The following is a 25,757-nucleotide window of genomic DNA, read 5'->3' on the forward strand; positions in this document are numbered from 1 at the left end:
TATAAATAATTATTTTTTAAAAAAAAATATTTTAAATCTTATGTAACATTTTGTAAATTTAATTTTATAAAAAAACAATCACTTGTATCAATAAAGTATTATTTTAAAACTAAATATATTTTGGGTTTTACAATCAAAAAATAAAAATTTGGAAGACTATGCTTCCAAATTTTTGCATCAAATTTTCTAAGGGAGTTAAATTTTCAAAAATTAATCTAATTTTTGACCTAGGATATTTCCTTGCATATCTGTATAAACTTCCATATTGTTATTAAACTTAAATTTATAACCATTAATTTCTTTGTCTACTTCAAGAATTTGAGCATTTGGTTGAGTTGCACTCACTTTTTTCATAACATTAGGTAAGATAGTATGTGGCAAAGCCTTATATTTTCCATCAACTTCTTTCCACTCTCCATTGATCATAAAATCAATTTCAGTTCCATCATTTAAAATCACATCATAAGAATCTATGTCTTTTTTCACCAAACCAATTTGAGCGGTTTTAAAATTTTTAGAAATAAATTCTTTGGCATTATTTGGAAGTTCGCTAGCAGGAACAACCATATCTTTAGCTAAAAGCACCGTAGTACCCAACAAAGCAAGTAAAGTTAGTTTTGCTTTCATAATTTCTCCTTTTTTTTTGTCTTGGTTGGCGAAAGTTTAACTCAAAACTGTGAAGTGAATGTGAAACTTAAAAAATAATTTTCAAGCTTTCATTCTCAACACTTATACCTTGACTTTTTATAAATTTTATTTCTTTTCCATCTTCAAATTTTAAAATATCTTTATCTTTTAGATTAATATCATAAGTTAAAATATGCAAAACAATATCATAAATACAAAAGAAAAGTTCTTTTTCTTCTATGTTTAAATCACAAACTTCAAGTTCTAATTTATCAAAATTTCTAAGCCCATAAGTATAAGCATTAACTCCATTTTCACTAGGATAAACACTAACATATTATCCAATTATATACCGGCAAGCAATTATCATCTAACATTTTTGCATTTTCTATATAAAAACTGGGCTCTAAAACAACTGCACCTGTATAAAAACCTAAAGCATGTTTATTATCCAAACATAAAGCTGCAATTTTCGTAAACATTTTAGCTTGTTCTAATTTGCTTTGATCTTGACTTAGCACCGCTATAAGAAGATGAGCTTTATGTTTTTTAGTTTGCTCTAAGGCATCTTTCCACATAAAATTAAAATTTGCATAGTATTCTGCTTCGTGATTAGGTATAGGATTTTTAATCAAATTTAGAGTAATCAACATATTTTCATATGAAAAAATCACTCCCTCTTTGGTAAAATTTTCATCAGCTATTTTTATATTAAATTTATCTTCTAAAATGCTTTTTAACTCCGAAAAATTAAAATCAACTTCATCAAGAAGAACAAAAGAGGTAAAATTGTGATTTAAATCTATAGTCATGTTAAATCCTATTTAAATTTTTATAAATTATAACCTAATAAAAATAAAAACTATAAACAAGAATTTCTTAAAAATTATGATAATTGATATTAATTATAAATTTATTTTTTATATAGTATAATTTTTTAAAATTTATAAGTATATTTTTGGAGAAAAATGTGGAATTTCTAAAAGATTACATCGATTTAATTATCTTTTTAATTCTAGGAATTATGGCATTTATAGCTTTTTGGTGTGTCGTAGAAAGAATGCTATTTTTTAGAAAAATTAACTTTAAAAATTATGAGAATCAAGAGCAATTTGATGATGCGATTAGTGAAAATTTAACCACTATATATATCATCTATTCCAATGCCCCTTATATAGGACTTTTAGGCACTGTAATAGGCATTATGGTTACATTTTACGAAATGGGCTTGGCGGGCAATATAGATGTCAAATCCATAGTCGTGGGACTTTCTTTAGCTCTTAAAGCTACAGCCTTAGGACTTTTGGTTGCTATTCCTGCTTTAATGGCTTATAATGCCTTACTTAGAAGAGTTTCTCTCTTAAGCAATGCTTATAAGGCAAATAAAAATGCTTAAACTACCAAAAAATGAAGGTTTGAATATAGTTCCATTTATAGATATTATGCTTGTTTTGCTTGCTATAGTGCTTAGTATTTCAACCTTTATTGCGCATGGAAAAATTCAAATCTCACTTCCTTCAAGTGAAAATGCTACCAATATAAACAATAATGAAAAAAAACTTCTTATAACCATAGACGAAAAAAATACTTTTTATTTAAATGATAAATTAGCTGATTTAAATGAAGTTCAAAATGCTATTTTTTCACTTGATAAAAAAACTATAGTAGAACTAAAAAGCGATAAAAATGCTAAATTTGAAAGCTTTGTAAAAATTATAGATTTTTTAAAAGCCAAAGAACATGAAAATTTTCAGATTCTTGCTGAGAAAAACAAATGAAAACTTTATTTTTAAATCATAAATACCAAGCTTCTTATATAACTTTTATAGTCTTTATACCTTTACTTTTTGTCATTTTTCACTCAAATGACTTTTTTAAAATGGAAATTAAAAATGAAGATTCTTTTTCTTTAGCAATAAAACAATTTACCCAAACTAATCCAACAAATGAGACTAAACCAACAGAATCCATTATAGAACCTATCAAACCAAAACCTCAGCCAAAAGTTATTAAAAAAACTCCTGAAAAAATTCAAAAAAAGGTAAAAAAAATACCTCCACACCCAATACCAAATAAAACCCCAATAGCACCAACTCAAGAAGTTAAAACTTTTGCAAAAACAACTGATACAAATGTCAAACCTAAGATCACTCAATTAACACAAGGAAAAGATAATCACCCTGTATTAAAAGAAATCCAAAAAGCTATACGACAAGCACAATTTTATCCAAGGCAAGCAAAAAAAATGCGTATGCAAGGAACTGTAAAAGTAGAATTTTTATGGAAAGAAAACAAAACTTTAGCAGATTTAAAAATCATCGAAAGCTCAGGATATGATTTATTAGATAAAAGTGCTTTAGAAAGCATAAGAAAAGCTTCTTTAAATTTTCCACAGTATAATGGGGATTTAAGAATTACACTACCTATTATATATGATTTTAAAACCCTAAGAGGATAAAATTATAATTTGCTACACTCTCTTATCTACAATTTGTGCTTCTTGATTTTCAATTTTATTTTGAAAATCTTTACTTAAATTCTGACTTAATTCTTGCAAAGATTTTTGCTTCAGTTTTTCAAATTCTTCAGGATTGCTAGCCTCAAGCTTTGCCTGCTCATCAGCACTTAAAGCACTTAAACCTTTTTCTTGAGCTTTTTGAAGCAAATCTTCGTCTTCTTTTTCTTTGATATTATTTTCCTTATCATCTTTTTTATTGATTTTTTGCGGATCTATGGTTTTCATAGCATTAGCTCCACCACCTGATGCTTCTTTAATGTCGCTTAAAATTTCTCTCATGCTAGGTTCTTTAACATCACTATCATCAACTTTACCATCTTTATTTACATCTTTATCAATAAAAAAATTTAATTTTTCTTCTATATTTGCATCATCAGATATTTTTTCATCGCTTGTTTTAAAGCCTAAATTTTGCATACTTTGTTGAAGGGTACTTGTATTAAAATTTAATTTTACACTTTGTTGTTTATTATTTAAATTTGAATTTAAAGAACCAAAATTATCTTTTACACTTTCAAACCAATTTGAAACAAATTGATTTGCTTCGCCATTAAGCCTTATACTACCATCATTTCTAGCAACATAATTCGTATAAGAACCGAAATTTTTTTGTAAACTACTATAATTTTCATCACTTAAATTTAAAGCTATAAGTTCACCTTGCTTATTTTCAAAAACAACCTTAACACCATCGCTATTTAAACTCGAAAGATCTTGCACGGGAATTTTATCTTTCTCTTCTTTTTTTAATTCTAAAATTTCTTTACGATTTGTAACATTTTGAGAACTTGGTAAAGAAACATTAAAATCATTGATTGTTAATTTATCCATAATAACTCCTTAGAAATTTTAAAGCCCAAGCATTTAACTTGGACTTGTTTATTTTATTTACAAGCTGCAAATAAGCCCAAACGACACATTTGTCTTTGATATTGAGTAGGCAAAGAATTGCATCGTTTCAATCTTATTTCATAATCAACGCAAGAACTTCTAACTTGTGGGCTTTTATTATTCTCAGTTTTGCCATAAGCAAAAGAACCAATAAAGCAAGCAACTAGTGCAACAGAGAGTAATTTTCTCATAGTAAACCTTCAAAAATAATTGTAATCTTAAAATTATTTGATACAATTACAAATTTGATATCGGCAAAAAAATCAAATTTATTTATACTAACAAAATTATTTTTTAAAAAAGGAACATAAATGAAAGCATTAGCTCTTTTTAGCGGTGGGCTTGATAGTATGCTTGCAATGAAACTCATCACTGCACAAGGCATAGAAGTTAAAGCTCTAAATATCAACATAGGTTTTGGAAGCACAAGTGATAAAAGCGAAATCATGAAAAAGCGTGCGGCAATGGTAGGTGCAGATTTTGAAATGATAGATGTAAGAAATTCCTATCTTCAAGAAGTGCTTTTTAATCCACAATATGGCTATGGCAAACATTTTAATCCTTGTATAGATTGTCATGCTTTTATGTTTAAAACTGCTCTTGCTATGTTAAAAGAAGAAAATGCAAGTTTTATCATCACAGGAGAAGTTTTAGGACAACGCCCTATGAGTCAAAGAAGTGATGCGATGGCAAAGGTTAAAAAACTTGCTCTTGATGAAGAAGATCTGATCTTGCGTCCTATGTGTGCAAAAAACCTACCTCTAACCAAACCTGAAAGAGAAGGTTGGGTAGATAGAGAAAAACTCGAAGGTATTAGTGGAAGAAGTCGTAAAAGACAACTTGAACTTGCAGCTAAATTTGGCTTAGAAGACTTTGAAAGCCCAGGTGGAGGTTGTTTGCTAACTCTTGATAGTTTTGCTAAAAAAATTCGAGATTTTATAGAATTTGACAAAGATATGCAGGTTAATGACGCACAACTTTTAAAATATGGTCGTCATTTAAGATTACCCAATGGAGCTAAAATGATCATAGGTAGAAATGAACTTGAAAATACTCTTTTAAAAGGTTTAAAAACTCCTAAATATGAAGTAATAGAACTTGGAGATTTAATCGGAGCTTACTCTTTGGTAGATGAAAAAATTTCAGAAAAAGACTTAGAACTTGCCTTAAAAATAGCCCTTGCCTATACTAAACACGAAGTAGGAAAAAGCTATGAACTTAAATTTAAAAATCAAGCTTATACAAGTATAGCTTTTGAAAATAAGGCTGATATTAATCAATTTTTTATTAGTTAAAGTATAAAGTATTTAGCAAAACAAGCGATATAGTATTTGAATCTTTTCAAAATATTGCAACTAAGGCCCATGAAAATGGGCTTTTTTTATTTTAATCCATAAGCATTTTTTAAATTGTTTAAATTCGCACTCGTATTTAAAAGCAGACAATCAGCCACAACTAAACGCACCATAGCACTAGCTACAACACTTCCTCTAACACCTACACAAGGATCATGCCTACCTTTGAGTTCAAATTCCAAATTATTGCCAAATTTATCTATACTTTCTTGCTTAGCAAAAATAGAAGGAGTAGGTTTAAAATAAGTTTTTAAAATAAGATTTTCTCCATTTGAAATTCCTCCTAAAATTCCTCCGCTATGATTGCTTAAAAACTTGCCATCTTTTAAAGCATCATTATTACACGATCCGCGCATTTTGCTTGCATTAATACCTTCGCCTATTTCAACTGCTTTAACAGCATTAACTCCCATTAAAGCATGAGCTAATTTAGAGTCTAGCTTATCATAAAGAACTTCTCCAAGTCCCACAAGCATACCGCTAACTTTTGTAAAAACAGCAGCGCCTACACTATCTTTTGAATTTCTAGCATTTAAAATTTCATTTTTAAAGTCACTTTCTAGTTTTGGATCAAGGCAAAAAATTTCACTTTTCTTAGCAAATTCAAAATCAAATTCTTCTTCTTTCAAATTTGATACAAAAGTTCCTACTCCAAAAACACCACTTTGAACACAAATATCAAATTCACGCAAAAGCATCGCTGCAACTGCACCACCAGCCACTTTAGCAACACTTTCCCTAGCACTTGATCTACCCCCACCCCTATGATCTCTTATGCCATATTTATAAAAATAAGTAAAATCCGCATGAGCAGGACGAAATAGATCTTTTAAATTATCATAATCTTTAGAATGAGCATTTTCATTAAAAACTACTATAGCTATGGGATGACCCGTTGTATATCCTTCAAAAACCCCGCTTAAAACCTGAGCTTTATCGCTTTCTTTTCTTGGTGTTGCAAATTTACTTCCGCCTTTGCGTTTATCAAGCTCATTTTGCAAAAATTCTTCATCAAATTTAACCCCAGCAGGCATTCCATCAATAATACATCCAACAGCCACACCATGAGACTCACCAAAACTTGTAAATTTCAATCTCGTACCAAAGGTATTCACTATAAAGCTCCTAATTTCTCAAGTGCAATTTTTGCTGCCATTTGCTGTGCTTCTTTTTTGCTTCCCGCAATAGCTCTTGCAAGTTCTTTACCATCAAGCATTAAAGCGATTTCAAATTGCTTTAAATGATCAGGACCAAAAGCACGCACTGTTTCATACTGCGGAGTTTGTCCGATTTTTCCCTGTGTAATCTCTTGTAATTTTGTTTTATAATCTTTTATAAGAATTTTTGCATCAATTTGAGGGAAATTTTTTTCTATAAGTCTTAAAGCAATAGTTTTTGCAAACTCAAACCCAGCTTCTAAATGTATAGCACCTATAATGGCTTCTAACGCATCTGAAAGTATAGAAGGCTTTTCTTTTCCTCCATTGTTTTCCTCAGCAACACTCATAAAAATAAAATCACCCAAATTTAAACTATTTGCAATTTTTGCAAAAGACTTTTCATTCACTAAAGCCGCTCTAAGCTTAGATAAATCTCCTTCGGCATCTTTAGCGAATTTATGAAAAAGGTATTCACCCACAACTAAATCAAGCACAGCATCACCTAAAAATTCCAAGCGTTCGTTGTTGTAAGATTTTTTAAAACTTTTATGGGTTAAAGCATGTATAAGAAGATTTTTATCTTTAAATTCATAAGTTAAACTCTGCTCTAGTTTTTCAATGTTTTTCATCATTTTCCCTTGCAATTTTCAAAGCAGCTTCACGTGCCAATGTATCACATCTTTCATTTTCCAAATGTCCATTATGTGCTTTTACCCAAAAAGCCTTAATCTTATGAGATTTTGCCACTTTAATATATTCCTTCCATAAATCTATATTTTTTTTACCTTTAAAATCCTTTTTTATCCATCCTTCTAGCCATTCATTAATACTTTGAACCATTAGGTTAGAATCTGTAAAAAGCGAAATTTCACAAGGCTCTTTTAAAGCCTTCAAAGATTCAATAATTGCCATTAGCTCCATTCTATTGTTAGTGGTATTAGCCTCAGCTCCAAAACCTTCCTTTTGATACTCCTTATAACGCAAAATATAAGCCCATCCGCCAAAACCTGGATTATTAAGACATGAACCATCTGTATAAATTTCAATGTGTTTCATTGTTTTTCACTTCATAAATAATTTTACAAGTATTAAACTCATAACAAACAGGACAGTGATAAAAAAACAAAGGCATAACATTTTTACACTCAGAACAACGGTATGAAAATTCTAACCCCGCATTAAAAGAATTATCTTTTAAAATTTTTAACATTTTAAAATTAGAATTTTTAAAAACAAACTGATGCGTATCATCATGCTTTGAAATTTTACCCAAAGCATAAAAGAATTCTAAAAAATCTTGATTTTCTAAATTAAACGCTTCATTTTCTCTATAAAGCAAATCACAAATATCAAAAAAATTTTGCCCTAAAAACATATGATATTTTTCAAAAACTAAACGCCCTAACATAGGATTATCTTCTATTTTAAATTCTAAAAGTTTTTTCTTTTTTTCTTCATCAGTGATATTAAAAGTACAAAGTTCTAAAGCTTTGATAAAATCATGTTCTTTTTGTACATCTTCATTAAGCTCAAAAAGACATTCTAAAAGTTCTAAATTTTCTTTATAAGAACGAAGTTTTAAATAAACAATTTTTAAAAGTTTTAAGGCTTGTATATTTCTTGGACGCAGTTTTAAAGCTTGTAATAAAACTTCTTTTGCACGCTCTAAAAATCCTGCTTTAAAATAAACTTTTGCTAAAGAAAGGAAAATAAATTCTCTTTCTTGTTTATCTTTACATTTTTCAAGAGCAATCAAATAAATTTGAGTTGCTTTTTCAAATTCCCCGCTTTTAGTAAAAATTTCAGCCAAAAAACTTAAATTTCCAAAACTCAAGCTACTATTTCTTAACAACTCTTTATGAGCATTATCCATTTCAAATTTTTTTATAAATTTTTCAAGCTTTTGTTCTTCATCTTTGCTAGCAAATATTTTCCAAATATAATTTGCAACAGCTACAATAAATACTAAAATAGTTAAAATTATAAGCCCTACTAAAGGGTCTCTGTATTCTACAAAGAAAAAATCCATGGTCTCGCTCTAAAAATTTTATGCCAAATTATAGCCAAATCTTTGTATAATTTTAACAAGGTTTGTAAAATGATAACTAAAGAAAGTATAGAAAATTTATCCCAAAGACTTAATATTGTTGATATTATAGAAAATTATATTGAAGTAAAAAAACAAGGCTCTAGTTTTGTATGTATCTGTCCTTTTCATGCAGATAAAAACCCGTCTATGCATATCAATCCTACCAAAGGTTTTTATCATTGTTTTGCTTGCAAAGCTGGTGGAGATGCTTTTAAATTTGTAATGGATTATGAAAAATTAAGTTTTGCCGATGCAGTTGAAAAAGTTGCAAGCCTTAGTAATTTTACTTTGAGTTATACAAAAGAAAAACAAGAAAACAAAAAAGAGCTAAAGTCTATACTACCAAGCTTAAATGCGTATTTTAAAGATAATCTCAAACACCACAAAGAAATTTTAACCTATCTTTACCAAAGAGCTTTAAATGACAAAGATATAGCCAAATTCGAATTAGGTTTTGCAGGAGCAAGTGAAGATAGTATAAGATTATTGCAAAATCAAAAAATTCCTTTAGAAGATGCTATGAGTGTTGGAGCTTTAAAAAAAGATGAAAATAATGAATTTTACGCAAGTTTTATATGGCGTATCACCTTTCCAATCTACGATCATAAAGACTTATTGGTAGGGTTTGGAGGGCGCACTTTAAATCCCAATGCACCGGCAAAGTATGTAAATTCACCCCAAAATATACTTTTTGATAAAAGTAGAATTTTTTATGCTTTTAACATCGCTAAAGAAAATATAGCCAAAAAAAAAGAAATAATAGTATGTGAAGGCTACATGGATGCAATAGCTTTTCACAAAGCAGGATTTAATAATGCTGTAGCAGTTCTTGGAACAGCATTAACCGAACATCATCTACCCTTAATCCGCCGTTATGATGCAAAAGTGATTTTATGTTTTGACAATGATGAGGCAGGGTTAAAAGCTGCGACACGATCTGCATTTTTATTAAGCACAAACAAAATAGACGGTAAAGTGGCAATTTTACAAGGCGGAAAAGATCCTGCTGAGCTCGTAGCAAAAAATGAAAGCGCAAAACTCCATAATATACTCGATGAAGGAATAGAGCTTGGTGAATTTTATATCAGACGCTTAATATCCACTCATTCCATAATTTCTGCTCTTGACAAACAAAAAGCTTTAGAAACTATACAAAAATTTACCTTTAATCTTGAACCTTTAGTGGCAAATTCTTACACTAGTCTAGTTTCAAATTTATTAAAAGTGGATGAAAAATTTATTGTCTTATCACAAAATTCAAAAAAAACCATACAAACCCCTTTAATTTCTCAAAATAAATACAATTTTCCTAAAGAAAAAATTCACATTGCAGAATTAGAACTTATAGCTTTTTTAAAACAGCATCCAGATATATGTAACGATTTTAAGCAAATTAGTGATAGTGTTTGTTTTAAGCATAAGATTTTATTGGATAAAATTTTAGAAAAAAAAGGTTATGAAGATAGTGATATTAGAGAATTTGAAAATAAAAATATTCGAAAAAATTTAAACTATAGCGAATTCTTGTTAGGTATTTGCAAGGTTAATTTAGCTTTTTTAAACAATGTAAAAATTAAAAATTCTACACTCGCATTAAAAAAACAACTTTTTACGCTTATTGATAAAAATTTAAATCTTTTAATTAAAAATTTAAATACCGAAGAATTAAATAATTTTTTAAAAGAATATTTAAGCTTCTTAAAATATGAAAAAAACGAAGAAATTCTGCAACAATCATTTAGAAACTTAAATGGAATTTTTGGTAACAAAAACTTTACAGCTTATGATTTAGGATTTAGCATACAAAATAATGACGAACCTTTTTAATTTATTTAAATTTCAAGCCTTAATTTACCTTTTTTTAAACACAATCACGCTAAAGTATATAAAAATTTTTAAGGATAAATTATGATGCCTTTTAGTGATGAAGAGCTTATAAATCCTGTTAAAGCAAGTTTAGAAAAGAGCTTGCCTATGCTTGAACGTGATGGCGGAGGGCTTGAATTTTTAGGAATTAAAAATGGAATCGTTTATGTCCATTTAATAGGAGCTTGTAAAGGCTGTGCATCGAGTGGAACAACGCTAAAATACGGTCTTGAAAGGCAACTTAAGATCGATATTCATCCGGAAATCACTATAATCAATTTAAACGGCGGAGCAGACGAATTTGCAAAATTATAAAAAACTTGGAATTGAACATTTTTACAAGAAAGATTTTAAAACTGCAAAAATGTATTTTTCTATGGCTTATGAAAAACGCAAAAATAAACGCTTGCTAAATTTTATCTGCCTTTGTGATCTTGCTTTAAAATCTCCTAAAGAAGCTTCTTTACTTTTTGATTTTTATATAGAACATTACAAAATCTCTAGCATTGATAAAGACTTAGAAGAAATTTTAAGTACAATTGAATTTAAAAAACAAGAAAACAAACAGGAAAACGAATTTGAAGATGGGCATGCGCTAAATTATCAAGATTTTTTAAAAAGCGAAGAAGAACTTGGCTTTCAAAAAAGTTTTGAAAATATCATTAATAGCACTAAATTAGTTATTGATAATCGTGATGATTTTTTAGATTTTTTGGAAAAATTACTTGATAATGGCTATAAAGATATGACTTTAAATTATATAGAAAATGTTATGCCTCATTTTTGGGCAAATGATAGATTTATCAAACTCCAAGAAAAACTCATAGGATTTAAAAGTGAAATTAAAACTTGAAAATTCATTCATTACAGATAATACCTTAGAGTGTGAAAAAGAATGCTTTTTTTTACAAACCACACAAAATGCTAAATTTCAGGCTCAAGCCTTAGAAAAAGGTGCAAAAATCATTGATGTAAATGAGTGTAAAAAACTTTTAAAAATCGATGAAAAGATTCAAATCATAGGAATCACAGGAACCAATGGCAAAACCACAACCGCAGCAGCGATTTATTCTATCTTATTGGATTTAGGTTATAAGTGTGGGCTTTGCGGAACAAGAGGAGCTTTTATCAACGATGAACAAATTGATGAAAAATCCTTAACCACCTCCCCTATTCTTAAAACCTTAGAGTATCTACAAATAGCCACTCAAAAAAAATGTGATTTTTTCATCATGGAAGTAAGCTCACACGCACTCGTTCAAAACCGCATCGAAGGCTTAAAATTTGTTGCTAAAATTTTTACCAATATCACTCAAGATCATTTAGATTTTCACGGTACTTTTGAAAATTACAAAGAAGCAAAAGAGCTTTTTTTTACAGATGAGAGCTTAAAATTTATCAACAAAGATGCTTTGGCTATTAAATTTAATGTGCGTAACGCTTTTACTTACGGCATAGAAAATCCTGCTTTATATCAAATCAAAGCTTATTCTTTAGAAGAAGGCATTAGTGCTATTGTAACAAATAAAAATCAAACTTTTCACATAGACTCGCCCTTACTAGGACTTTTTAATCTTTACAATCTTCTAGTTGCTAGTGCTTGTGTGAATGAACTCGTAAAGCCTGATTTAAAAGACTTGGAAAAAGCTATCAGTGAATTTGGCGGGGTTTGTGGTAGAGTAGAACAAGTAGCAAAAGGTGTGATCGTGGATTTTGCTCATACGCCTGATGGCATTGAAAAAGTACTTGACACTCTTAAAAATAAAAAACTCATCGTTGTTTTTGGAGCAGGTGGAGATAGAGATAAAACCAAACGCCCTTTAATGGGAAAAATCGTCGAACATTTTGCAAAAATTGCTATCATTACAAGTGATAATCCACGCAGCGAAGAACCAAAAACCATCATGGAAGAAATTTTATCAGGCTTTGCTAAAAAAGAAAAAGTTTTAACGATAGAAGATAGAAAAGAAGCCATAAAAAAAGCTTTAGAACTAAAAGAAAATGACGATTTAGTCGTTATTTTAGGCAAAGGTGATGAAACTACTCAAGAAATTAAAGGGATAAAATATCCTTTTAGTGATAAAGTAGTTGTTAATGAAATTTTAAAAAATCAAGGATAATCAATGTTTGAAAATATGGATTTTTCTAAAATGGGTGAACTTTTAAATCAAGTTCAAGAAAAAGCAAAAAATATAGAACTAGAACTTGCAAATCGTGAATTTAGCGCCAAAAGTGGAGCAGGACTTGTTAAAGTAAGCGCTAATGGAAAAGGCGAGATTATCGATGTTAGCATTGATGATTCTTTACTTGAAGATAAAGAATCCTTGCAAATTTTACTTATTTCTGCAATTAATGATGTTTTGGCTATGGTTGCGCAAAATCGCTCAAGTATGGCGAATGATGTTTTAGGCGGTTTTGGAGGTATGAAATTATGAAAAAAATTTTAATTATTTGTATGCTTTTTACTTTGTCTTTTGGTATAGAAAGACCTAAATTTGAAGATTTTTTAGCAGGTTATGAAAGAAATAAGGCAAGCATGCTTAACTATGAAGGAATGCCAGCTTTTGCACTCAGTGAAAATTTACTTGCTGTGTTAAAACAGCCTAATACTAAGCTTAACAAATATGTAAAATACGATCCATTTTTAAATTTATACCTTGTAAGAACTGACTTTAGCCTAATCCCTACTCCTATGGGTGATGAAGAAAAACTTACTCGTAATGATTGGGTTGGAATTTGGGATCCTAATAAACCCTATATAGGACATATTAAGTATTTAGCTCAAAATATTGATGAAAAAGATCAACTTGATTTTAATTCTAAAATAGGACTTTTAGGGACTCCGTGCTGTGAAATGATGGGGATTGCTTTAAATAATAGCTCTTTTATAGGCAATCGCTATTTAAAACATTTTATGAAATATAACGATGTTTATTGGGGGGATATTGGCGTTGATTTTGTTATTCGAGAAAATAAAATTTATGTTAACAATGTAAGAAAAAATCCACAATTTTTAATCAACGATCAAGTTATAAGTGTTGATGGCTTGCCCGCCAATGATTTAAGAAAACTCAATGAAAAAATTCTTTTTGCAGATCGCGGAAGCACTCTTTATTTTCAAGTGTTGCGTGATAATATGGATTTAAATATTTCTACTGAAGTTTTTGCAAAAGATTTGAGCAAATTTAACCTTCCTGATTCTAAACCAAAACCAAAAATTACAAATTTCACAAGCAATCTTGGTTTAACGGTTAATACTAGTCTTGTTGTAACCAAAATAGATCCAAAATCAAAAGCATCAAATGCAGGATTTATGGTAGGAGATAAAATTTTACGCGTTAATAATATTATTTTAAATAATTTTAAAGAATTACAAAATATTTTAAGTGCTGGTAATGACTTTAGCATCTTAATTGAACGCAAAAGTACTAAATTACCTTTATCAAATTTCAACAATGAACTAGGCGGAAATGCCAACTCAGGTGGCGATGGTAAATTTCAATTTTTCATAAGGCTTACTAAGTGAATTTAAAAGAACTTTTTATCCATCACTTAGAAAAAAATCTACCTAAAGTTGAAAGCTTTCATCCTTTTTTTAATGAAGCTTTAGCCCTTATGCTAAAAGCGGGAGGAAAGCATTTTCGTGCACAATTGCTTTTAAGCGTAGTACAAAGCAATAAACCTGAACTTTTAAATCAAGCTTTAGATGTGGCTTTAGCTTTGGAATTTATCCATACTTATTCACTCATACACGATGATTTACCCGCTATGGATAATGCGGATTTTAGACGAGGAATTCCAACCTTACACAAAAGCTACGATGAAACTACAGCCATCTTAGTTGGCGATGCTTTAAATACTGAAGCTTTTTTAGTTCTAAGTCATGCTCATTTAAAAGATGAAATCAAAATCAAACTCATCAAAACCCTTGCCTTTAATGCAGGACTTAATGGAATGGTTATAGGACAAGCTATTGATTGTTTTTTTGAAGACAAAAGACTGAGTTTAAATGAACTTGAGTTTTTACACACACATAAAACCGCAAAATTGATCGCTGCAGCTTTAAAAATGGGTTGTGAAATTTGCGAACTTAACAACGAAGAAAGCAATCAAATTTACAAACTTGGTTTAAAACTAGGACTGATTTTTCAAATCAATGATGATATTATCGATGTAACTACAAGTCAAGAACAAAGCGGAAAGCCTACTAATAACGATATTCATAAAAATTCTTTTGTCAATTTGCTTGGACTTGAACAAGCCATAAAAACAAAAGAAAATCTTCTTAGTGAATGCGAACAAGATTTAGAAAAACTTAATGAAAAACTCGCACAAATGATACAAAATTTAATAATTCAATACTTATAAAGGCAAAAAATGGACATTCAAATTTTACAAGAACAGGCAAATACTCTAAGATTTTTAAGTGCCGATATGGTGCAAAAAGCAAACTCAGGACACCCAGGTGCACCTTTGGGCTTAGCAGATATTTTAAGTGTTTTAAGTTATCATTTAAAACACAATCCCAAAAATCCAACTTGGCTAAACCGTGATAGACTTGTATTTTCAGGTGGACATGCAAGTGCTTTACTTTATAGTTTTTTACATTTAAGTGGCTATGATTTAAGCCTAGAAGATCTTAAAAATTTCCGCCAACTTCATTCTAAAACCCCAGGACACCCTGAAATTTCAACTCTTGGAGTAGAGATTGCTACAGGCCCTTTAGGACAAGGCGTTGCCAATGCTGTAGGCTTTGCTATGGCGGCAAAAAAAGCACAAAATTTACTAGGTAGTGATTTAATCGATCATAAAATTTATTGTCTTTGCGGAGATGGAGATTTGCAAGAAGGCATTTCTTATGAAGCTTGTTCTTTAGCAGGACTTCACAAACTTGATAATTTCATACTTATTTATGATAGCAACGATATCTCCATAGAAGGCGATGTAGGTTTAGCCTTTAACGAAAATGTAAAAATGCGTTTTGAAGCACAAGGATTTGAAGTTTTAAGTATAAATGGACACGATTATGAAGAAATTAATAAAGCCTTAGAACAAGCTAAAAAATCCACAAAACCTTGTCTTATCATCGCAAAAACAACTATAGCAAAGGGTGCAGGAGAGCTTGAAGGCAGTCATAAAAGCCATGGTGCACCTTTGGGTGAAGAAGTGATTAAAAAAGCTAAAGAACAAGCAAGTTTTGATCCAAATATCAGTTTTCATATCCCACAAGCAAGCAAAATCCGCTTTGAAAGTGCTGTAGAACTTGGGGATTTAGAAGAAACAAAATGGAAAGATAAGCTTGAAAAAAGTGGTAAAAAAGAACTTTTAGAAAGGCTATTAAATCCCGATTTTAGCAAGATAGCTTATCCTGATTTTAAAGGAAAAGATCTTGCTACAAGAGATAGTAATGGTGAAATTTTAAATGTTTTAGCTAAAAATTTAGAAGGATTTTTAGGTGGAAGTGCAGATTTAGGCCCTTCAAACAAAACAGAACTTCACGGCATGGGAGACTTTGTAGAAGGTAAAAATATCCATTTTGGTATCAGAGAACACGCTATGGCAGCGATTAACAATGCTTTTGCAAGATATGGAATTTTCTTACCATTTTCGGCAACTTTTTTCATCTTTAGCGAGTACTTAAAACCTGCCGCAAGAATAGCAGCCTTAATGAAAATCAAACATTTTTTCATTTTCACGCACGATAGTATAGGCGTGGGCGAAGATGGGCCAACACACCAGCCTATAGAACAACTTAGCACTTTTAGAGCTATGCCAAATTTTTTAACCTTTAGACCTGCTGATGGAGTAGAAAATGTCAAAGCTTGGCAAATAGCTCTAAATGCTGATATTCCGAGTGCTTTTGTGCTTTCACGCCAAAAACTCAAAGCTCTAAATGAACCTGTTTTTGGAGATGTAAAAAATGGAGCGTATTTACTTAAAGAAAGCAAAGATGCTAAATTTACACTTTTAGCAAGTGGAAGTGAAGTTTGGCTTTGTCTAGAAAGTGCAAATGAACTTGAAAAACAAGGTTTTGCTTGTAATGTTGTTTCCATGCCTTGTTTTGAATTTTTTGAAAAACAAGATAAAGCTTATCAAGAAAGATTGTTAAAAGGTGAAGTTATAGGTGTTGAAGCAGCACATTCTAATGAACTTTATAAATTTTGCCATAAAGTGTATGGCATAGAAAGTTTTGGAGAAAGTGGCAAAGACAAAGATGTATTTGAACACTTTGGATTTAGCGTTTCAAAGCTTGTAAATTTTATCCTTAGCAAATAAAATGAATACAAATTTCAAATTTCAAAATAACACTCTTTTCATCTTTGGAATTTGGGATAAAACAAACATTTATAAGTTAAAAATAAAAGATTTTTTAGCTTTGATTCAAAGCAAGGAAGTGATTTTTGATTTTAAAGATCTAAAAGCAATCGATACCGCTGGAGTGAGATTTTTCCTTGCTTTGGAAAACGACCTTAAAGATAAAAATATTAAAATCACCAAAGAAGGCTTAAATTCACGCTTTCAAACCCTTTTTGAACTTTGTGAAAAAAACTACCAAAGACTAAGCAAAACAAAAAAATCACATAAAAATTTCAGTGAATACTTTATCGATCTTGGAAAATTAAGTTTAGAACTTTTAAAAATTTTAAGAAAATTCATCAATTTCACAGGAGTTTTTTTCACAAGTCTTTTTTTATGCCTTAAAAATCCTAAAAATTTTCGCTTTATTGCTTTTTTATATCATATAGAAAATTCTGCTTTTAAAGCTTTGCCTATAGTTATTTTAACCGCTCTTTTAGTAGGAGTGGTTTTAGCCTATCAGGCTGCTTATCAACTCGCACAATTTGGAGCCAATATTTTCATAGTGGATTTGATGGGAATTTCAGCCACTAGAGAACTTGCACCTTTAATCGCTGCCATAGTAATCGCGGGAAGAAGTGCAAGTTCTTATACCGCACAAATTGGAGTGATGAAAATTACTGATGAAATTGCAGCTATGAATACTATGGGTTTTCGTTCTTTTGAATTTATTATTATTCCACGTGTCATGGCTTTGGTAGTGGCCATGCCTTTAATCGTTGCCATTAGCGATGCAATCAGTATTATAGGCGGAATGATGATTGCAAAATTAAATCTTGATATTTCTTTTGTCGAATTTTTAAGACGCTTTAGAGAAGCTGTCGATATAAAACATATCTTTATAGGACTTGCAAAAGCACCTATTTTTGGATTTTTAATAGGACTTATTGCTTGTTTTCGTGGTTTTGAGGTAAAAAACACTACACAAAGCATAGGAATTTATACAACAAAAAGCGTTGTAAATGCTATTTTTTGGGTGATAGCTTTTGATGCTTTATTCTCTGTTGTTTTAACTTCTGCAGGAATTTAAATGGTTGTTAAAGCGCAAAATATCATTACAAAATTTGGAGAAAAAATTGTCCATGATGGCGTAAGTTTTGAAATCAAAAAAAATGAAATTTTTGGTATTTTAGGAGGTAGTGGAAGTGGAAAATCCGTCCTTTTAAAACAAATGCTTATGCTTGAACATTTTGATGGTGGAGAATATGAAATTTTAGGCTATAAACTTAAAAATATCAACGAAGAAGATGCACTTGCTTTGCGTAAAAAATGGGGTGTGGTTTTTCAGTTTGCTGCACTTTTTAGCTTTTTTAATGTTTATGAAAATATCGCCATTCCTTTAAAAGAATACACTCATTTAGATGAAAATAGCATACAAGAACTGGTTTTAATGAAGCTAAAAATGGTAGGCTTAAACGAAAGTGTTTTAAAACAATTTCCAAGTGAACTTAGTGGCGGTATGCAAAAAAGAGTGGCAATTGCTAGAGCTTTAGCACTTGATAGTAAATTGCTTTTTTTAGATGAACCTACTTCAGGACTTGACCCTCATAGTAGTCGTGAATTTGACGATTTGGTTTTAGAGTTAAAAAAAAGTTTTGATTTAAATATCATTTTGGTTACACATGATAAAGAAAGTATGAAAAATTTACTCGATCGTTTTATCATTTTAGAAAATAAAAAAGTTGGATTTTGCGGCACTTATGAAGAATTACGCCTGCAAAATGAACGACTTTTTAAAAGATTTATGGAGTAAAAGTGGAAAATAGAGCAAATTATTTTTTTGTAGGACTTTTTGTTTTTGGAGTATTTTTTGCAAGCCTTGGTTTCATACTTTGGCTTGGTGGATACTCTAAAGAAGAAAGTTTTAAGTATTATGAAATTCACACACAAGAATCCGTTGCAGGACTTGGCATAAAAGCACCCGTAAGGCTTTTGGGCGTGGAAGTAGGTAGCGTAGAAGAAATCAGCATTTACAATCAAGATGAACTCGGCGTTAACATACGCATCAAGGTCAAAAATAACACCCCTATAAAAGAAGATACTTTTGCTACTTTGCAACTTCAAGGTATCACAGGACTTAAATTTGTCCAACTTCAAGGCGGAAGTAAAAATAGCAAAGATTTAGTATCTATACAGGGAAAACTTCCAGTCATTCCTTTTAAAGAAAGTTTTTTAGCAACTATAGATAGACAAAGTGAACATATTTTTTCTTTAGTTAAAACGGCCGATGATAAATCAAAAGAACTTTTAAGCGAAAAAAATCTTAAAAATCTAGAAATCCTTTTGCAAAATCTAGCAGAATTAAGTGCAAATTTAAACGCTAATTCTAAAAATTTAAGCCTTAATCTTTCAAACGCAAGTTTAAAAATAGGAAAAATGGCTGATAATATAAGCCTTAGTGCGCAAAATTTCAACTCCAGTCTTAAAGACATAAAAGAAAGTACGATGATTTTAAAAAATTTCATAAAAAAAGCTGATGAAAAATTAAACACTTATGATGATATTAAAGCATCTTTGATGCAAAATTTAGAGCTTTTTAAACGAGTTTTAATTGAAAGCAATATTCTAATAGAAAATTTACAAAACAGCCCTGCTGATTTGATTTTTAAAGAAACCAAACCTAAACTAGGACCAGGAGAAAAATAATGCTAAAGCAATTATTCTGTATTTTGACTTTTATTTTTATGTTATGCGGATGCTCTTTAAGACACGAAACCATCAACAAAAATGAAAATATCATATTAAAAGATGAAGGAATAGATTCAAATATTTTTTTTAAAAAAACCGGTAAAATTCTTAAAATTCGCAATGCAAATGCACCTTTGTATTTAAACTCGCGAGCTATTGTTTATATAGATAATGGTTTTAGCAACAAATACGCACATTATTTCTGGGGAGATTTACCAAGCAATCTTTATTCTTTTTTAATTTTGTCAAAATTTGAACAAAGCAATATTTTTACAACCCTACTTTCTTCAACAAGCTCTTTAAGTGCGGATTATGCTCTTGAAAGCAGGATTAACTCTTTTGAGCAAATTCTTAATAACAATGAAAACTACGCTCAAATTTCTATAAGCGTAAATTTCATAAATCTTGAAAACAATCAAATAATAGCTCATAAAATTTTCAATACTAAAGAAAAAATAGAAAAAAAAGACATCCACTCTACTTATAATGCTTTTCAAAAAGCCTTGAATAAAATTGGCAATGAGATTGTTTTTTGGGTAAATTCTAACTTATCCTAATTTAGGAACACTTTTTGCTTTTTAAATATTTAGCAATATTTTTGAAAGGTAAACAATGAAAAGTGATTTAGATATATTTAAAAAACACTTAGGTGAAATTCAAGGCGTGAATGAATTTAAAGCAAATCAAATTTGCTCTCAAATCAATGATGCAAATGATTTTATAGGAGCGCTTCAAGTGCTTGATATGTCTTTAAAAAAAATAGAAAAAAGCATTCTAGAAAGAATAGATGAAAATTCAGATGATATGCAAAAAAGAACTCTTGATGCCACAGCATCACAACTTATACAAAACTGCTCTTTCATGGGAACAGCTCTTTTTGGAAATATTTTCAATGTTTATGTTGGTAAAAAACTTTTTGAATTTGAAATTGCTAATCCACTTTTAATTCTTCAAACAAGTAATTACGAAGGTGTATTGGCCTATATACAAGATAAAAGAGATGAAATAAAAATCATTCTATCAGAGTTAGCAACCGCAATCACCATGGGCGAAACTATAGATAATACTGGAATTTATAACTCTACAATGGATTTTAAAAATTTATTTAAATAAGAAATAGTAATCGTTTGTTCTCTTTAAGCAAATATAATATATTTTAGCTTAAAGAGATTTTCCAAACTCTTAAAAGAGAGTTAGGCTACGAATAAAAAGGGGAGGGAAATAGCCTAACCCAAAAGAGATCTTAAAAGATCTCTTTAAACCAAAATAAATATTTAGATAATTTAACAATTTTTATTAAATTATATAAACCATATTTATGTTTTAGTTTAATACGATGTGACATTTTATTCTAAAAACACTTAATCTGCTATAAAAATATCATTTAGTAACTTAAATTATTAAAGAATATTACTACAATATTATTTAAAAAATTTTAAATTTTTAGGATTTTAAGAAAAAAATATTATTTTTATAATTTAATATCATATCATAGAAAGAATTTCAGCACGCCCATTAATCACGGCAACACAATGTTCATAATGAGCCGCATTCAGCCCATCAATACTTCCAGCATCCCATTTTCCATTATAATGCTTTGGTGTTCCATCTTTTTGGCATATCATAGGCTCTATGCAAAACACCATTCCATTTTTAATTTTAGGGCCACTTTTTGCACTCGCACCTTTTTCTAAATAGTTTAAAATTTCAGGCTCTCCATGGGGCTTTCGTCCTATACCATGCCCGCAATATCCACGAAGCGGGACAAAACCTCTTGCATGGATAAATTCGCCTAAAGCAGCTGAAAGTTCCTTAAAACGCATTCCATCATGAATAATATCTATAGCATGATATAACGCATCTTTAGCACAAGAGATTAAAGCTTTATCAGTGGGTGAAACTTCTCCTATAGCAATAGTTCTTGCTGCATCCCCATAATACCCATCAATCAAACTTCCCACATCAAGACCTAAAATATCACCCTCTTTGATAATTTTATCATCTGGAATTCCATGGATACAAACTTGATTTAAAGATGTGCAAATGGCACCTGGAAAACCATAAAGTCCCTTAAATGATGGCTTGGCACCAAGGCTTAAAATATAATCTTCTGCCATTTTATCAATTTGTTTTAAGCTCATTCCTATTTTAATTTCATTCTCTAAAAAATTTAAAGTTTTTGCTACAATTTGATTTGCTATTCTTAATTTTTCTATTTCATCTGGTTTTTTCAATTCTATCATTTTATTTCCTTATAAATTTAGCCAAATTTTAGCAGTATTTTTTAAAGATTCAACATCGCTTGAAGCATAAAAATGTAATTTTGCTTTATGATTTTTCAAATCTATATTTTCTCTTTCTTTAAGAAATTCAACTATGGCATCTCCTGAATGAATTAATTTTGTTTTATCGCCAAAATACTTACTTAAAGAACGACCTAGTAAAGGGAAATGAGTGCAAGCGAGTATCAAAGCATCTGGAGTTGTGATATTTTTAAAATAATACTCCATAGCACTTTGCAAAAAATCTCCTTCAAAAATACCTTCTTCAACCATAGGCACAAAAAGCCCTGTAGCTAAAGCATTTATATTTGTATATCCTTGAGATAACAAACGCTTTTGGTATTCTTCGGATTTAATGGTTGCTTTTGTCGCAATGACTAAAATTTCTTTATTTTTATCATGCAAAGCTTTTATCGTTGCTTCAACCCCTGCATCAATTACACCATATACTGGAAAATGTGCTTTTGTCCTTAAAGCATCTAAAGCATAAGCACTAGCGGTATTACATGCAATGATAAGCATATCAATTTGAAATTGTTCAAAAAATTCCAATGCTTCAAGACAGAACTTTATAATAGTATCTTTATCTTTTACTCCATAAGGAACTCTTGCGGTATCTCCATAATAGATAATTTCATCAAAAAGTCTAGCTTCATAAAGAGATTTTAAAACGCTAAGCCCCCCTACCCCGCTATCAAATACACCTATTTTCACTTTAATACCTTCTTGCTCCTATATAACGAGCCTTCCAATAAGAACTATTTAGCTCGACTTCTTTTACTCCACCTTTAGTAGATAAATGTATAAATTTTCCCTTGCTCATATAAATACCAACATGCATACCATTTGGCCCTCTACCTGTCTTAAAAAATACCAAATCTCCTGTTTGCAATTTTGATTTAGAAACTTTTCTCCCAGAACCTAATTGAGTTTTTGTGGTGCGAGGTATGCGTATATTAAGCTGAGCTAATGCACTCTGTGTAAATCCTGAACAATCAGCACCTTTTTTAGTAGTTCCACCTAAAACATAAGGAGTTTTTTTCCATTCATGTGCTATAGTCTTAAGTTTTGTTTCTTTATTTGTATTATAAATTGGACGAGTATAGTTTAAATTCTGATAAAAACTACATCCGCTTATAAAGAATATAATCGTGATGATGAAAAAAATATGCCTCATCAATCCCCTTAAGATCGAGCAGCAAAGAATTTAAGATAAATAAAACCCCAAATCCCAGAACAAAATGAAGCTATGAGAATAGCTAAATTATCTGCATAATTAAAAATATCGCTAACTTCATACGCCAAGCCATCGATAAACAAACTCATTGTAAAACCAATACCTGTAAGTATACAAACCCCATAAAGTTGTTTCAAATTTGAACCTTGGGGCAAGGCTGCAAATTTAAAGCGAATTGCCAAATAAGAAAACAAAAATACACCCACTTGTTTACCCACAAAAAGCCCCAAGAAAATACCTATACTTACACCTGAAAAAATTGCTCCTATATCGATATTGGATAAATTTACCCCAGCGTTAGCAAAAGCAAATAAAGGCAAGATAACAAAAGCGAGCCAAAATTTTAGACTTTCATAGATTTCTTCTAAAAATGCTTCTCCATTTTTAGTTTGCATCGGTATAAAAAATGCTGTTATAATTCCAGCTAAAGTTGCATGCACACCACTTTTTAAAACACTAATCCAAAGAATAACTGAGCAAATAAAATAAAAAGACTTTCTTGTTATTCCTAAAATATTTAAAACAAGCATTGCCAAAATAGCAATTCCTGCAACGACAAAAGCAGCTATTGATAATTTTGTCGTATAAAAAATAGCTATAATTAAAATAGCACCCACATCATCAAAAATAGCCAAAGAAAGTAAGAAAATTTTTAAACTTGATGGAATATGCTTGCCACACATCATTAAAATCGCTAAGGCAAACGCTGTATCTGTAGCTGTAGGTATAGCCCAACCTTTTAAAGTATAAGCATCTCCTATATTTACCAAAGCAAACAACATCGCAGGTATAAGTATACCCCCTAAAGCAGCCATAAAAGGTAAAACAATATTTTTAGGATTTTTAAAATCCCCATGCAAAAATTCCTTCTTAAGCTCAAGCCCTATAGCAAAGAAAAATATAGATATAAGCCCATCATTTATCCAAAGTAAAAAAGGCTTGTTAAGCTCAAATTCACCTACACTAAATCCGACTTTTAAATTTAGAAATTCTCGATAATGTTCGCTAAAAGACCCGTTTTGCACAAGCAAAGCAAGCAAAGTACAAACTATAAGTAAAACACCACCAAAAGCCTCGTTTAAAACTAAAGTTTTTAATTTATGTACTATATTATTCATTTAACAATCTTAAGATAAATAAAACCAACAATGGCACTTAAAAAACTTGCTATTAAAATAGCAAGTTTATCCGCATGTTCAAAAATATCACTATTTTTATAAGCCAAACCATCAATAAACAAACTCATCGTAAAACCAATGCCTGTTAAAATACATATACCATAAAATTTTCCATATTTAATATTTTCAGGTAGTTTTGCAAGCTTAAGTTTGATAGCAATAAAACAAAAAGTAAAAACACCTAGTTGCTTTCCTAAAAATAATCCTAGAATAATTCCAAGGCTTACAGGCGAAAATACCGAACCAAGATGCATATCTCTGATATCAATCCCAGCATTAGCAAAAGCAAATAAAGGCAAGATAAAATAAACCACCCAAGGATTTAAATCCTTAAGAACTTCATGCAAATAAGGTTTTTTATTTTTTGTATCAAGCGGTATAAATAAAGAAATAATCACACCAGCCAAAGTCGCATGTACTCCACTTTTAAGCATAGCTATCCACAATACAACACCTACTAACACATACAAAGAAAGATGGGTGATGTGATAATAATTTAACAAAAGCAGAGCAAATATACAAAACAAACAAATAATAATCGCCAAAGCTGAAAGCTGATCTGTATAAAATAAAGCAATAATAACAATAGCACCCAAATCATCAAAAATAGCTAAAGAAAGTAAAAAAAGCTTTAAACTTGTAGGAATTTTATTTCCTAAAAGCATCAAAATACCCACTGCAAAAGCTATATCGGTTGCTGTAGGTATTGCCCAACCTTTCATAGCAAAATCATGGGAATAATTAATAGCAGCAAAAATTAAAGCAGGAGTAATCATACCCCCCAAAGCTCCAAATATAGGTAAAGATACAGCTCTTATATTTTTAAGCTGTCCGCGTAAAATTTCATATTTTAACTCAAGCCCTATACATAGAAAAAATATAGCTATCAAACCATCATTTATCCATAAATCCAACGATTTTGAAATTTGAAAATGATCAAATCCTACTGTAAAATTAGCATGAAAAAAATCTGTATAAATAACACTTAAGGAAGAATTTTTACATAATAAGGCTAAAAATGTAAAAAATATAAGCAAAATACCAGGGAAAGTTTCACTTAAAACCATCTTCTTTATCATTTGCATCCTTGCTCCTAAATAAATATTATAAAAAATTTAATACGATAAATAAAATGGCAAAATTATAACGAAAAAATACTAAAGAAATAATTATTTAAAAAAACAAGCCCAAGATACCAAAAAGTTCTTAAGCTTGTTCTTAAGATATTTAAGCGTAAATATCCAAACCACTAGAGCTAGAAACTTGTGGAGCGGAGGCTTGAGAGACACCTTCCATACCTTCGATGAGTTCATTCATCAATGCCTCGTTTGTGTCCATAGATTTTTTCAAAACTGAAGTATTAACAGCAGTCATTAAATTAGCATTACCCATAGAAACATCTGAAACCATATCATCCTCCTTTTAGATTGAGTCTTAAGACTTTATTTAAATCGGATGATATTTTTAAAACTTAATATTTTTTACTAAACTTTTTAAAATTTTTCAAGG

At 30.2% G+C, this 25,757-nt stretch carries 30 protein-coding genes and 1 pseudogene; 17 read left to right on the forward strand and 14 right to left on the reverse strand.

Features of this window, described 5'->3' with window-relative positions; translation table 11 throughout:
- Positions 1 to 210: 210 nt before the first annotated feature.
- Entirely contained in the window at positions 211 to 627 is a 417-nt protein-coding gene (locus AT682_RS08530) for a PepSY-like domain-containing protein (RefSeq protein ID WP_002843383.1), read from the reverse strand.
- A gap of 67 nt (positions 628 to 694) precedes the next feature.
- A pseudogene (locus AT682_RS08535) lies at positions 695 to 1,439 on the reverse strand (DUF4261 domain-containing protein).
- A 158-nt stretch (positions 1,440 to 1,597) separates the two neighbouring features.
- Here AT682_RS08535 and exbB point away from each other — a divergent pair.
- Genes exbB through AT682_RS08550 form a run of 3 tightly spaced genes read left to right on the forward strand, consistent with a single transcriptional unit; the run spans position 1,598 to position 3,085 of the window.
- Entirely contained in the window at positions 1,598 to 2,023 is a 426-nt protein-coding gene (exbB, locus tag AT682_RS08540) for a TonB-system energizer ExbB (RefSeq protein WP_002867555.1), read from the forward strand.
- Positions 2,016 to 2,405 carry a TonB system transport protein ExbD gene (gene exbD / locus AT682_RS08545; protein WP_002883123.1) on the forward strand — a complete coding sequence of 130 codons (390 nt, stop codon included), beginning with the start codon at positions 2,016 to 2,018 and terminating at the stop codon, positions 2,403 to 2,405. The genes exbB and exbD overlap by 8 nt, the downstream gene beginning before the upstream one ends.
- Complete coding sequence (locus AT682_RS08550; RefSeq protein ID WP_002883124.1) at positions 2,402 to 3,085, forward strand: energy transducer TonB; 684 nt, start codon at positions 2,402 to 2,404, stop codon at positions 3,083 to 3,085. Before exbD ends, AT682_RS08550 begins: the two co-directional genes overlap by 4 nt.
- Before the next feature lie 12 nt (positions 3,086 to 3,097).
- On the opposite strand, the gene AT682_RS08555 is transcribed toward AT682_RS08550, so the two are convergent.
- Together AT682_RS08555 and AT682_RS08560 are read right to left on the reverse strand one after the other, a co-directional pair.
- Positions 3,098 to 3,976: a hypothetical protein gene (locus tag AT682_RS08555; RefSeq protein WP_002883125.1), complete on the reverse strand. Its 879-nt coding sequence runs from the start codon at positions 3,974 to 3,976 to the stop codon at positions 3,098 to 3,100.
- A gap of 53 nt (positions 3,977 to 4,029) precedes the next feature.
- The gene (locus AT682_RS08560) at positions 4,030 to 4,227 is read right to left on the reverse strand and encodes a hypothetical protein (protein WP_002781938.1); all 198 of its coding nucleotides are present in this window, start codon (positions 4,225 to 4,227) and stop codon (positions 4,030 to 4,032) included.
- Between the two features lie 120 nt (positions 4,228 to 4,347).
- On the opposite strand from AT682_RS08560, the gene AT682_RS08565 reads away from it, so the two are divergent.
- A complete protein-coding gene (locus AT682_RS08565) occupies positions 4,348 to 5,331 on the forward strand; it encodes an MnmA/TRMU family protein (RefSeq protein WP_002883127.1) in 984 nt (327 codons plus the stop codon).
- An 86-nt stretch (positions 5,332 to 5,417) separates the two neighbouring features.
- Here AT682_RS08565 and aroC read toward each other — a convergent pair whose 3' ends face one another.
- From aroC to AT682_RS08585, 4 genes are read right to left on the reverse strand one after another with little or no spacing between them, the layout of a single operon-like run.
- Positions 5,418 to 6,506, reverse strand: coding sequence for a chorismate synthase (aroC, locus tag AT682_RS08570; protein ID WP_002883128.1), 1,089 nt, complete (start codon positions 6,504 to 6,506; stop codon positions 5,418 to 5,420).
- Positions 6,506 to 7,180 carry a ribonuclease III gene (rnc, locus tag AT682_RS08575; RefSeq protein WP_002862275.1) on the reverse strand — a complete coding sequence of 225 codons (675 nt, stop codon included), beginning with the start codon at positions 7,178 to 7,180 and terminating at the stop codon, positions 6,506 to 6,508. The genes aroC and rnc overlap by 1 nt, the downstream gene beginning before the upstream one ends.
- Positions 7,167 to 7,607: a ribonuclease HI gene (gene rnhA, locus AT682_RS08580; protein ID WP_002851277.1), complete on the reverse strand. Its 441-nt coding sequence runs from the start codon at positions 7,605 to 7,607 to the stop codon at positions 7,167 to 7,169. The genes rnc and rnhA overlap by 14 nt, the downstream gene beginning before the upstream one ends.
- Complete coding sequence (locus tag AT682_RS08585; protein ID WP_002856468.1) at positions 7,594 to 8,580, reverse strand: CDC27 family protein; 987 nt, start codon at positions 8,578 to 8,580, stop codon at positions 7,594 to 7,596. The genes rnhA and AT682_RS08585 overlap by 14 nt, the downstream gene beginning before the upstream one ends.
- A 69-nt stretch (positions 8,581 to 8,649) precedes the next feature.
- Here AT682_RS08585 and dnaG point away from each other — a divergent pair, with 69 nt between their 5' ends.
- The 13 genes from dnaG (at position 8,650) to AT682_RS08650 (ending at position 20,664) form a co-directional block, all read left to right on the forward strand.
- Entirely contained in the window at positions 8,650 to 10,467 is a 1,818-nt protein-coding gene (gene dnaG / locus AT682_RS08590; protein ID WP_002855881.1) for a DNA primase, read from the forward strand.
- An 81-nt stretch (positions 10,468 to 10,548) separates the two neighbouring features.
- Positions 10,549 to 10,821 carry a NifU family protein gene (locus AT682_RS08595; RefSeq protein ID WP_002858971.1) on the forward strand — a complete coding sequence of 91 codons (273 nt, stop codon included), beginning with the start codon at positions 10,549 to 10,551 and terminating at the stop codon, positions 10,819 to 10,821.
- Positions 10,808 to 11,359: a hypothetical protein gene (locus AT682_RS08600; RefSeq protein WP_002855727.1), complete on the forward strand. Its 552-nt coding sequence runs from the start codon at positions 10,808 to 10,810 to the stop codon at positions 11,357 to 11,359. The genes AT682_RS08595 and AT682_RS08600 overlap by 14 nt, the downstream gene beginning before the upstream one ends.
- Complete coding sequence (gene murE / locus AT682_RS08605) at positions 11,343 to 12,626, forward strand: UDP-N-acetylmuramoyl-L-alanyl-D-glutamate--2,6-diaminopimelate ligase (RefSeq protein WP_002856126.1); 1,284 nt, start codon at positions 11,343 to 11,345, stop codon at positions 12,624 to 12,626. Before AT682_RS08600 ends, murE begins: the two co-directional genes overlap by 17 nt.
- Positions 12,627 to 12,629: 3 nt before the next feature.
- Positions 12,630 to 12,941 (forward strand): YbaB/EbfC family nucleoid-associated protein, encoded by a 312-nt coding sequence (locus AT682_RS08610; RefSeq protein WP_002851172.1) that lies wholly within the window; start codon positions 12,630 to 12,632, stop codon positions 12,939 to 12,941.
- Positions 12,938 to 14,032 (forward strand): DUF7488 domain-containing protein, encoded by a 1,095-nt coding sequence (locus AT682_RS08615; protein ID WP_002867547.1) that lies wholly within the window; start codon positions 12,938 to 12,940, stop codon positions 14,030 to 14,032. The genes AT682_RS08610 and AT682_RS08615 overlap by 4 nt, the downstream gene beginning before the upstream one ends.
- Positions 14,029 to 14,874, forward strand: coding sequence for a polyprenyl synthetase family protein (gene ispA, locus AT682_RS08620; protein ID WP_002883129.1), 846 nt, complete (start codon positions 14,029 to 14,031; stop codon positions 14,872 to 14,874). Before AT682_RS08615 ends, ispA begins: the two co-directional genes overlap by 4 nt.
- Positions 14,875 to 14,883: 9 nt before the next feature.
- Entirely contained in the window at positions 14,884 to 16,782 is a 1,899-nt protein-coding gene (tkt, locus tag AT682_RS08625) for a transketolase (protein WP_002883130.1), read from the forward strand.
- A gap of 1 nt (position 16,783) precedes the next feature.
- The gene (iamB, locus tag AT682_RS08630; RefSeq protein ID WP_002883131.1) at positions 16,784 to 17,893 is read left to right on the forward strand and encodes an ABC transporter permease; all 1,110 of its coding nucleotides are present in this window, start codon (positions 16,784 to 16,786) and stop codon (positions 17,891 to 17,893) included.
- On the forward strand, positions 17,894 to 18,616 hold the full coding sequence (gene iamA, locus AT682_RS08635) for an ABC transporter ATP-binding protein (RefSeq protein ID WP_016818306.1): 723 nt from the start codon (positions 17,894 to 17,896) through the stop codon (positions 18,614 to 18,616).
- Between the two features lie 2 nt (positions 18,617 to 18,618).
- Positions 18,619 to 19,509: an MlaD family protein gene (locus AT682_RS08640; RefSeq protein WP_002856572.1), complete on the forward strand. Its 891-nt coding sequence runs from the start codon at positions 18,619 to 18,621 to the stop codon at positions 19,507 to 19,509.
- Positions 19,509 to 20,108 (forward strand): ABC-type transport auxiliary lipoprotein family protein, encoded by a 600-nt coding sequence (locus AT682_RS08645; protein ID WP_002855883.1) that lies wholly within the window; start codon positions 19,509 to 19,511, stop codon positions 20,106 to 20,108. The genes AT682_RS08640 and AT682_RS08645 overlap by 1 nt, the downstream gene beginning before the upstream one ends.
- Positions 20,109 to 20,163: 55 nt before the next feature.
- A complete protein-coding gene (locus tag AT682_RS08650; protein ID WP_002855995.1) occupies positions 20,164 to 20,664 on the forward strand; it encodes a flagellar FLiS export co-chaperone in 501 nt (166 codons plus the stop codon).
- 371 nt (positions 20,665 to 21,035) lie between these two features.
- Here AT682_RS08650 and map read toward each other — a convergent pair whose 3' ends face one another.
- From map to AT682_RS08680, 6 genes are all read right to left on the reverse strand, one after another.
- On the reverse strand, positions 21,036 to 21,794 hold the full coding sequence (gene map / locus AT682_RS08655) for a type I methionyl aminopeptidase (protein ID WP_002856112.1): 759 nt from the start codon (positions 21,792 to 21,794) through the stop codon (positions 21,036 to 21,038).
- A 9-nt stretch (positions 21,795 to 21,803) separates the two neighbouring features.
- Complete coding sequence (murI, locus tag AT682_RS08660; RefSeq protein WP_002856245.1) at positions 21,804 to 22,547, reverse strand: glutamate racemase; 744 nt, start codon at positions 22,545 to 22,547, stop codon at positions 21,804 to 21,806.
- Position 22,548: 1 nt separating this feature from the next.
- Complete coding sequence (locus AT682_RS08665) at positions 22,549 to 23,010, reverse strand: C40 family peptidase (protein ID WP_002883573.1); 462 nt, start codon at positions 23,008 to 23,010, stop codon at positions 22,549 to 22,551.
- Between the two features lie 8 nt (positions 23,011 to 23,018).
- Positions 23,019 to 24,188: a Na+/H+ antiporter NhaA gene (gene nhaA / locus AT682_RS08670; RefSeq protein WP_002855804.1), complete on the reverse strand. Its 1,170-nt coding sequence runs from the start codon at positions 24,186 to 24,188 to the stop codon at positions 23,019 to 23,021.
- Positions 24,185 to 25,333: a Na+/H+ antiporter NhaA gene (gene nhaA / locus AT682_RS08675; RefSeq protein ID WP_002855944.1), complete on the reverse strand. Its 1,149-nt coding sequence runs from the start codon at positions 25,331 to 25,333 to the stop codon at positions 24,185 to 24,187. The genes nhaA (AT682_RS08670) and nhaA (AT682_RS08675) overlap by 4 nt, the downstream gene beginning before the upstream one ends.
- Before the next feature lie 142 nt (positions 25,334 to 25,475).
- Positions 25,476 to 25,658 carry a YjfB family protein gene (locus tag AT682_RS08680; protein WP_002856010.1) on the reverse strand — a complete coding sequence of 61 codons (183 nt, stop codon included), beginning with the start codon at positions 25,656 to 25,658 and terminating at the stop codon, positions 25,476 to 25,478.
- Between the last annotated feature and the right edge of the window lie 99 nt (positions 25,659 to 25,757).

The organism is Campylobacter jejuni (genome assembly GCF_001457695.1).
Classification (GTDB): domain Bacteria; phylum Campylobacterota; class Campylobacteria; order Campylobacterales; family Campylobacteraceae; genus Campylobacter_D; species Campylobacter_D jejuni.

Bases quoted from the DNA above. Each gene is read 5' to 3' on its own strand.
- AT682_RS08665 (WP_002883573.1), bottom strand. From the start codon at position 23,010: ATGAGGCATATTTTTTTCATCATCACGATTATATTCTTTATAAGCGGA.
- iamA (WP_016818306.1), top strand. From the start codon at position 17,894: ATGGTTGTTAAAGCGCAAAATATCATTACAAAATTTGGAGAAAAAATT.
- AT682_RS08560 (WP_002781938.1), bottom strand. From the start codon at position 4,227: ATGAGAAAATTACTCTCTGTTGCACTAGTTGCTTGCTTTATTGGTTCT.
- rnhA (WP_002851277.1), bottom strand. From the start codon at position 7,607: ATGAAACACATTGAAATTTATACAGATGGTTCATGTCTTAATAATCCA.
- nhaA (WP_002855804.1), bottom strand. From the start codon at position 24,188: ATGAATAATATAGTACATAAATTAAAAACTTTAGTTTTAAACGAGGCT.
- AT682_RS08615 (WP_002867547.1), top strand. From the start codon at position 12,938: ATGAAAAAAATTTTAATTATTTGTATGCTTTTTACTTTGTCTTTTGGT.
- AT682_RS08680 (WP_002856010.1), bottom strand. From the start codon at position 25,658: ATGGTTTCAGATGTTTCTATGGGTAATGCTAATTTAATGACTGCTGTT.
- AT682_RS08650 (WP_002855995.1), top strand. From the start codon at position 20,164: ATGAAAAGTGATTTAGATATATTTAAAAAACACTTAGGTGAAATTCAA.
- AT682_RS08555 (WP_002883125.1), bottom strand. From the start codon at position 3,976: ATGGATAAATTAACAATCAATGATTTTAATGTTTCTTTACCAAGTTCT.
- exbD (WP_002883123.1), top strand. From the start codon at position 2,016: ATGCTTAAACTACCAAAAAATGAAGGTTTGAATATAGTTCCATTTATA.
- AT682_RS08595 (WP_002858971.1), top strand. From the start codon at position 10,549: ATGATGCCTTTTAGTGATGAAGAGCTTATAAATCCTGTTAAAGCAAGT.
- AT682_RS08550 (WP_002883124.1), top strand. From the start codon at position 2,402: ATGAAAACTTTATTTTTAAATCATAAATACCAAGCTTCTTATATAACT.
- tkt (WP_002883130.1), top strand. From the start codon at position 14,884: ATGGACATTCAAATTTTACAAGAACAGGCAAATACTCTAAGATTTTTA.
- AT682_RS08610 (WP_002851172.1), top strand. From the start codon at position 12,630: ATGTTTGAAAATATGGATTTTTCTAAAATGGGTGAACTTTTAAATCAA.
- AT682_RS08645 (WP_002855883.1), top strand. From the start codon at position 19,509: ATGCTAAAGCAATTATTCTGTATTTTGACTTTTATTTTTATGTTATGC.
- iamB (WP_002883131.1), top strand. From the start codon at position 16,784: ATGAATACAAATTTCAAATTTCAAAATAACACTCTTTTCATCTTTGGA.
- AT682_RS08585 (WP_002856468.1), bottom strand. From the start codon at position 8,580: ATGGATTTTTTCTTTGTAGAATACAGAGACCCTTTAGTAGGGCTTATA.
- AT682_RS08530 (WP_002843383.1), bottom strand. From the start codon at position 627: ATGAAAGCAAAACTAACTTTACTTGCTTTGTTGGGTACTACGGTGCTT.
- nhaA (WP_002855944.1), bottom strand. From the start codon at position 25,333: ATGCAAATGATAAAGAAGATGGTTTTAAGTGAAACTTTCCCTGGTATT.
- rnc (WP_002862275.1), bottom strand. From the start codon at position 7,180: ATGAAAAACATTGAAAAACTAGAGCAGAGTTTAACTTATGAATTTAAA.
- map (WP_002856112.1), bottom strand. From the start codon at position 21,794: ATGATAGAATTGAAAAAACCAGATGAAATAGAAAAATTAAGAATAGCA.
- dnaG (WP_002855881.1), top strand. From the start codon at position 8,650: ATGATAACTAAAGAAAGTATAGAAAATTTATCCCAAAGACTTAATATT.
- AT682_RS08565 (WP_002883127.1), top strand. From the start codon at position 4,348: ATGAAAGCATTAGCTCTTTTTAGCGGTGGGCTTGATAGTATGCTTGCA.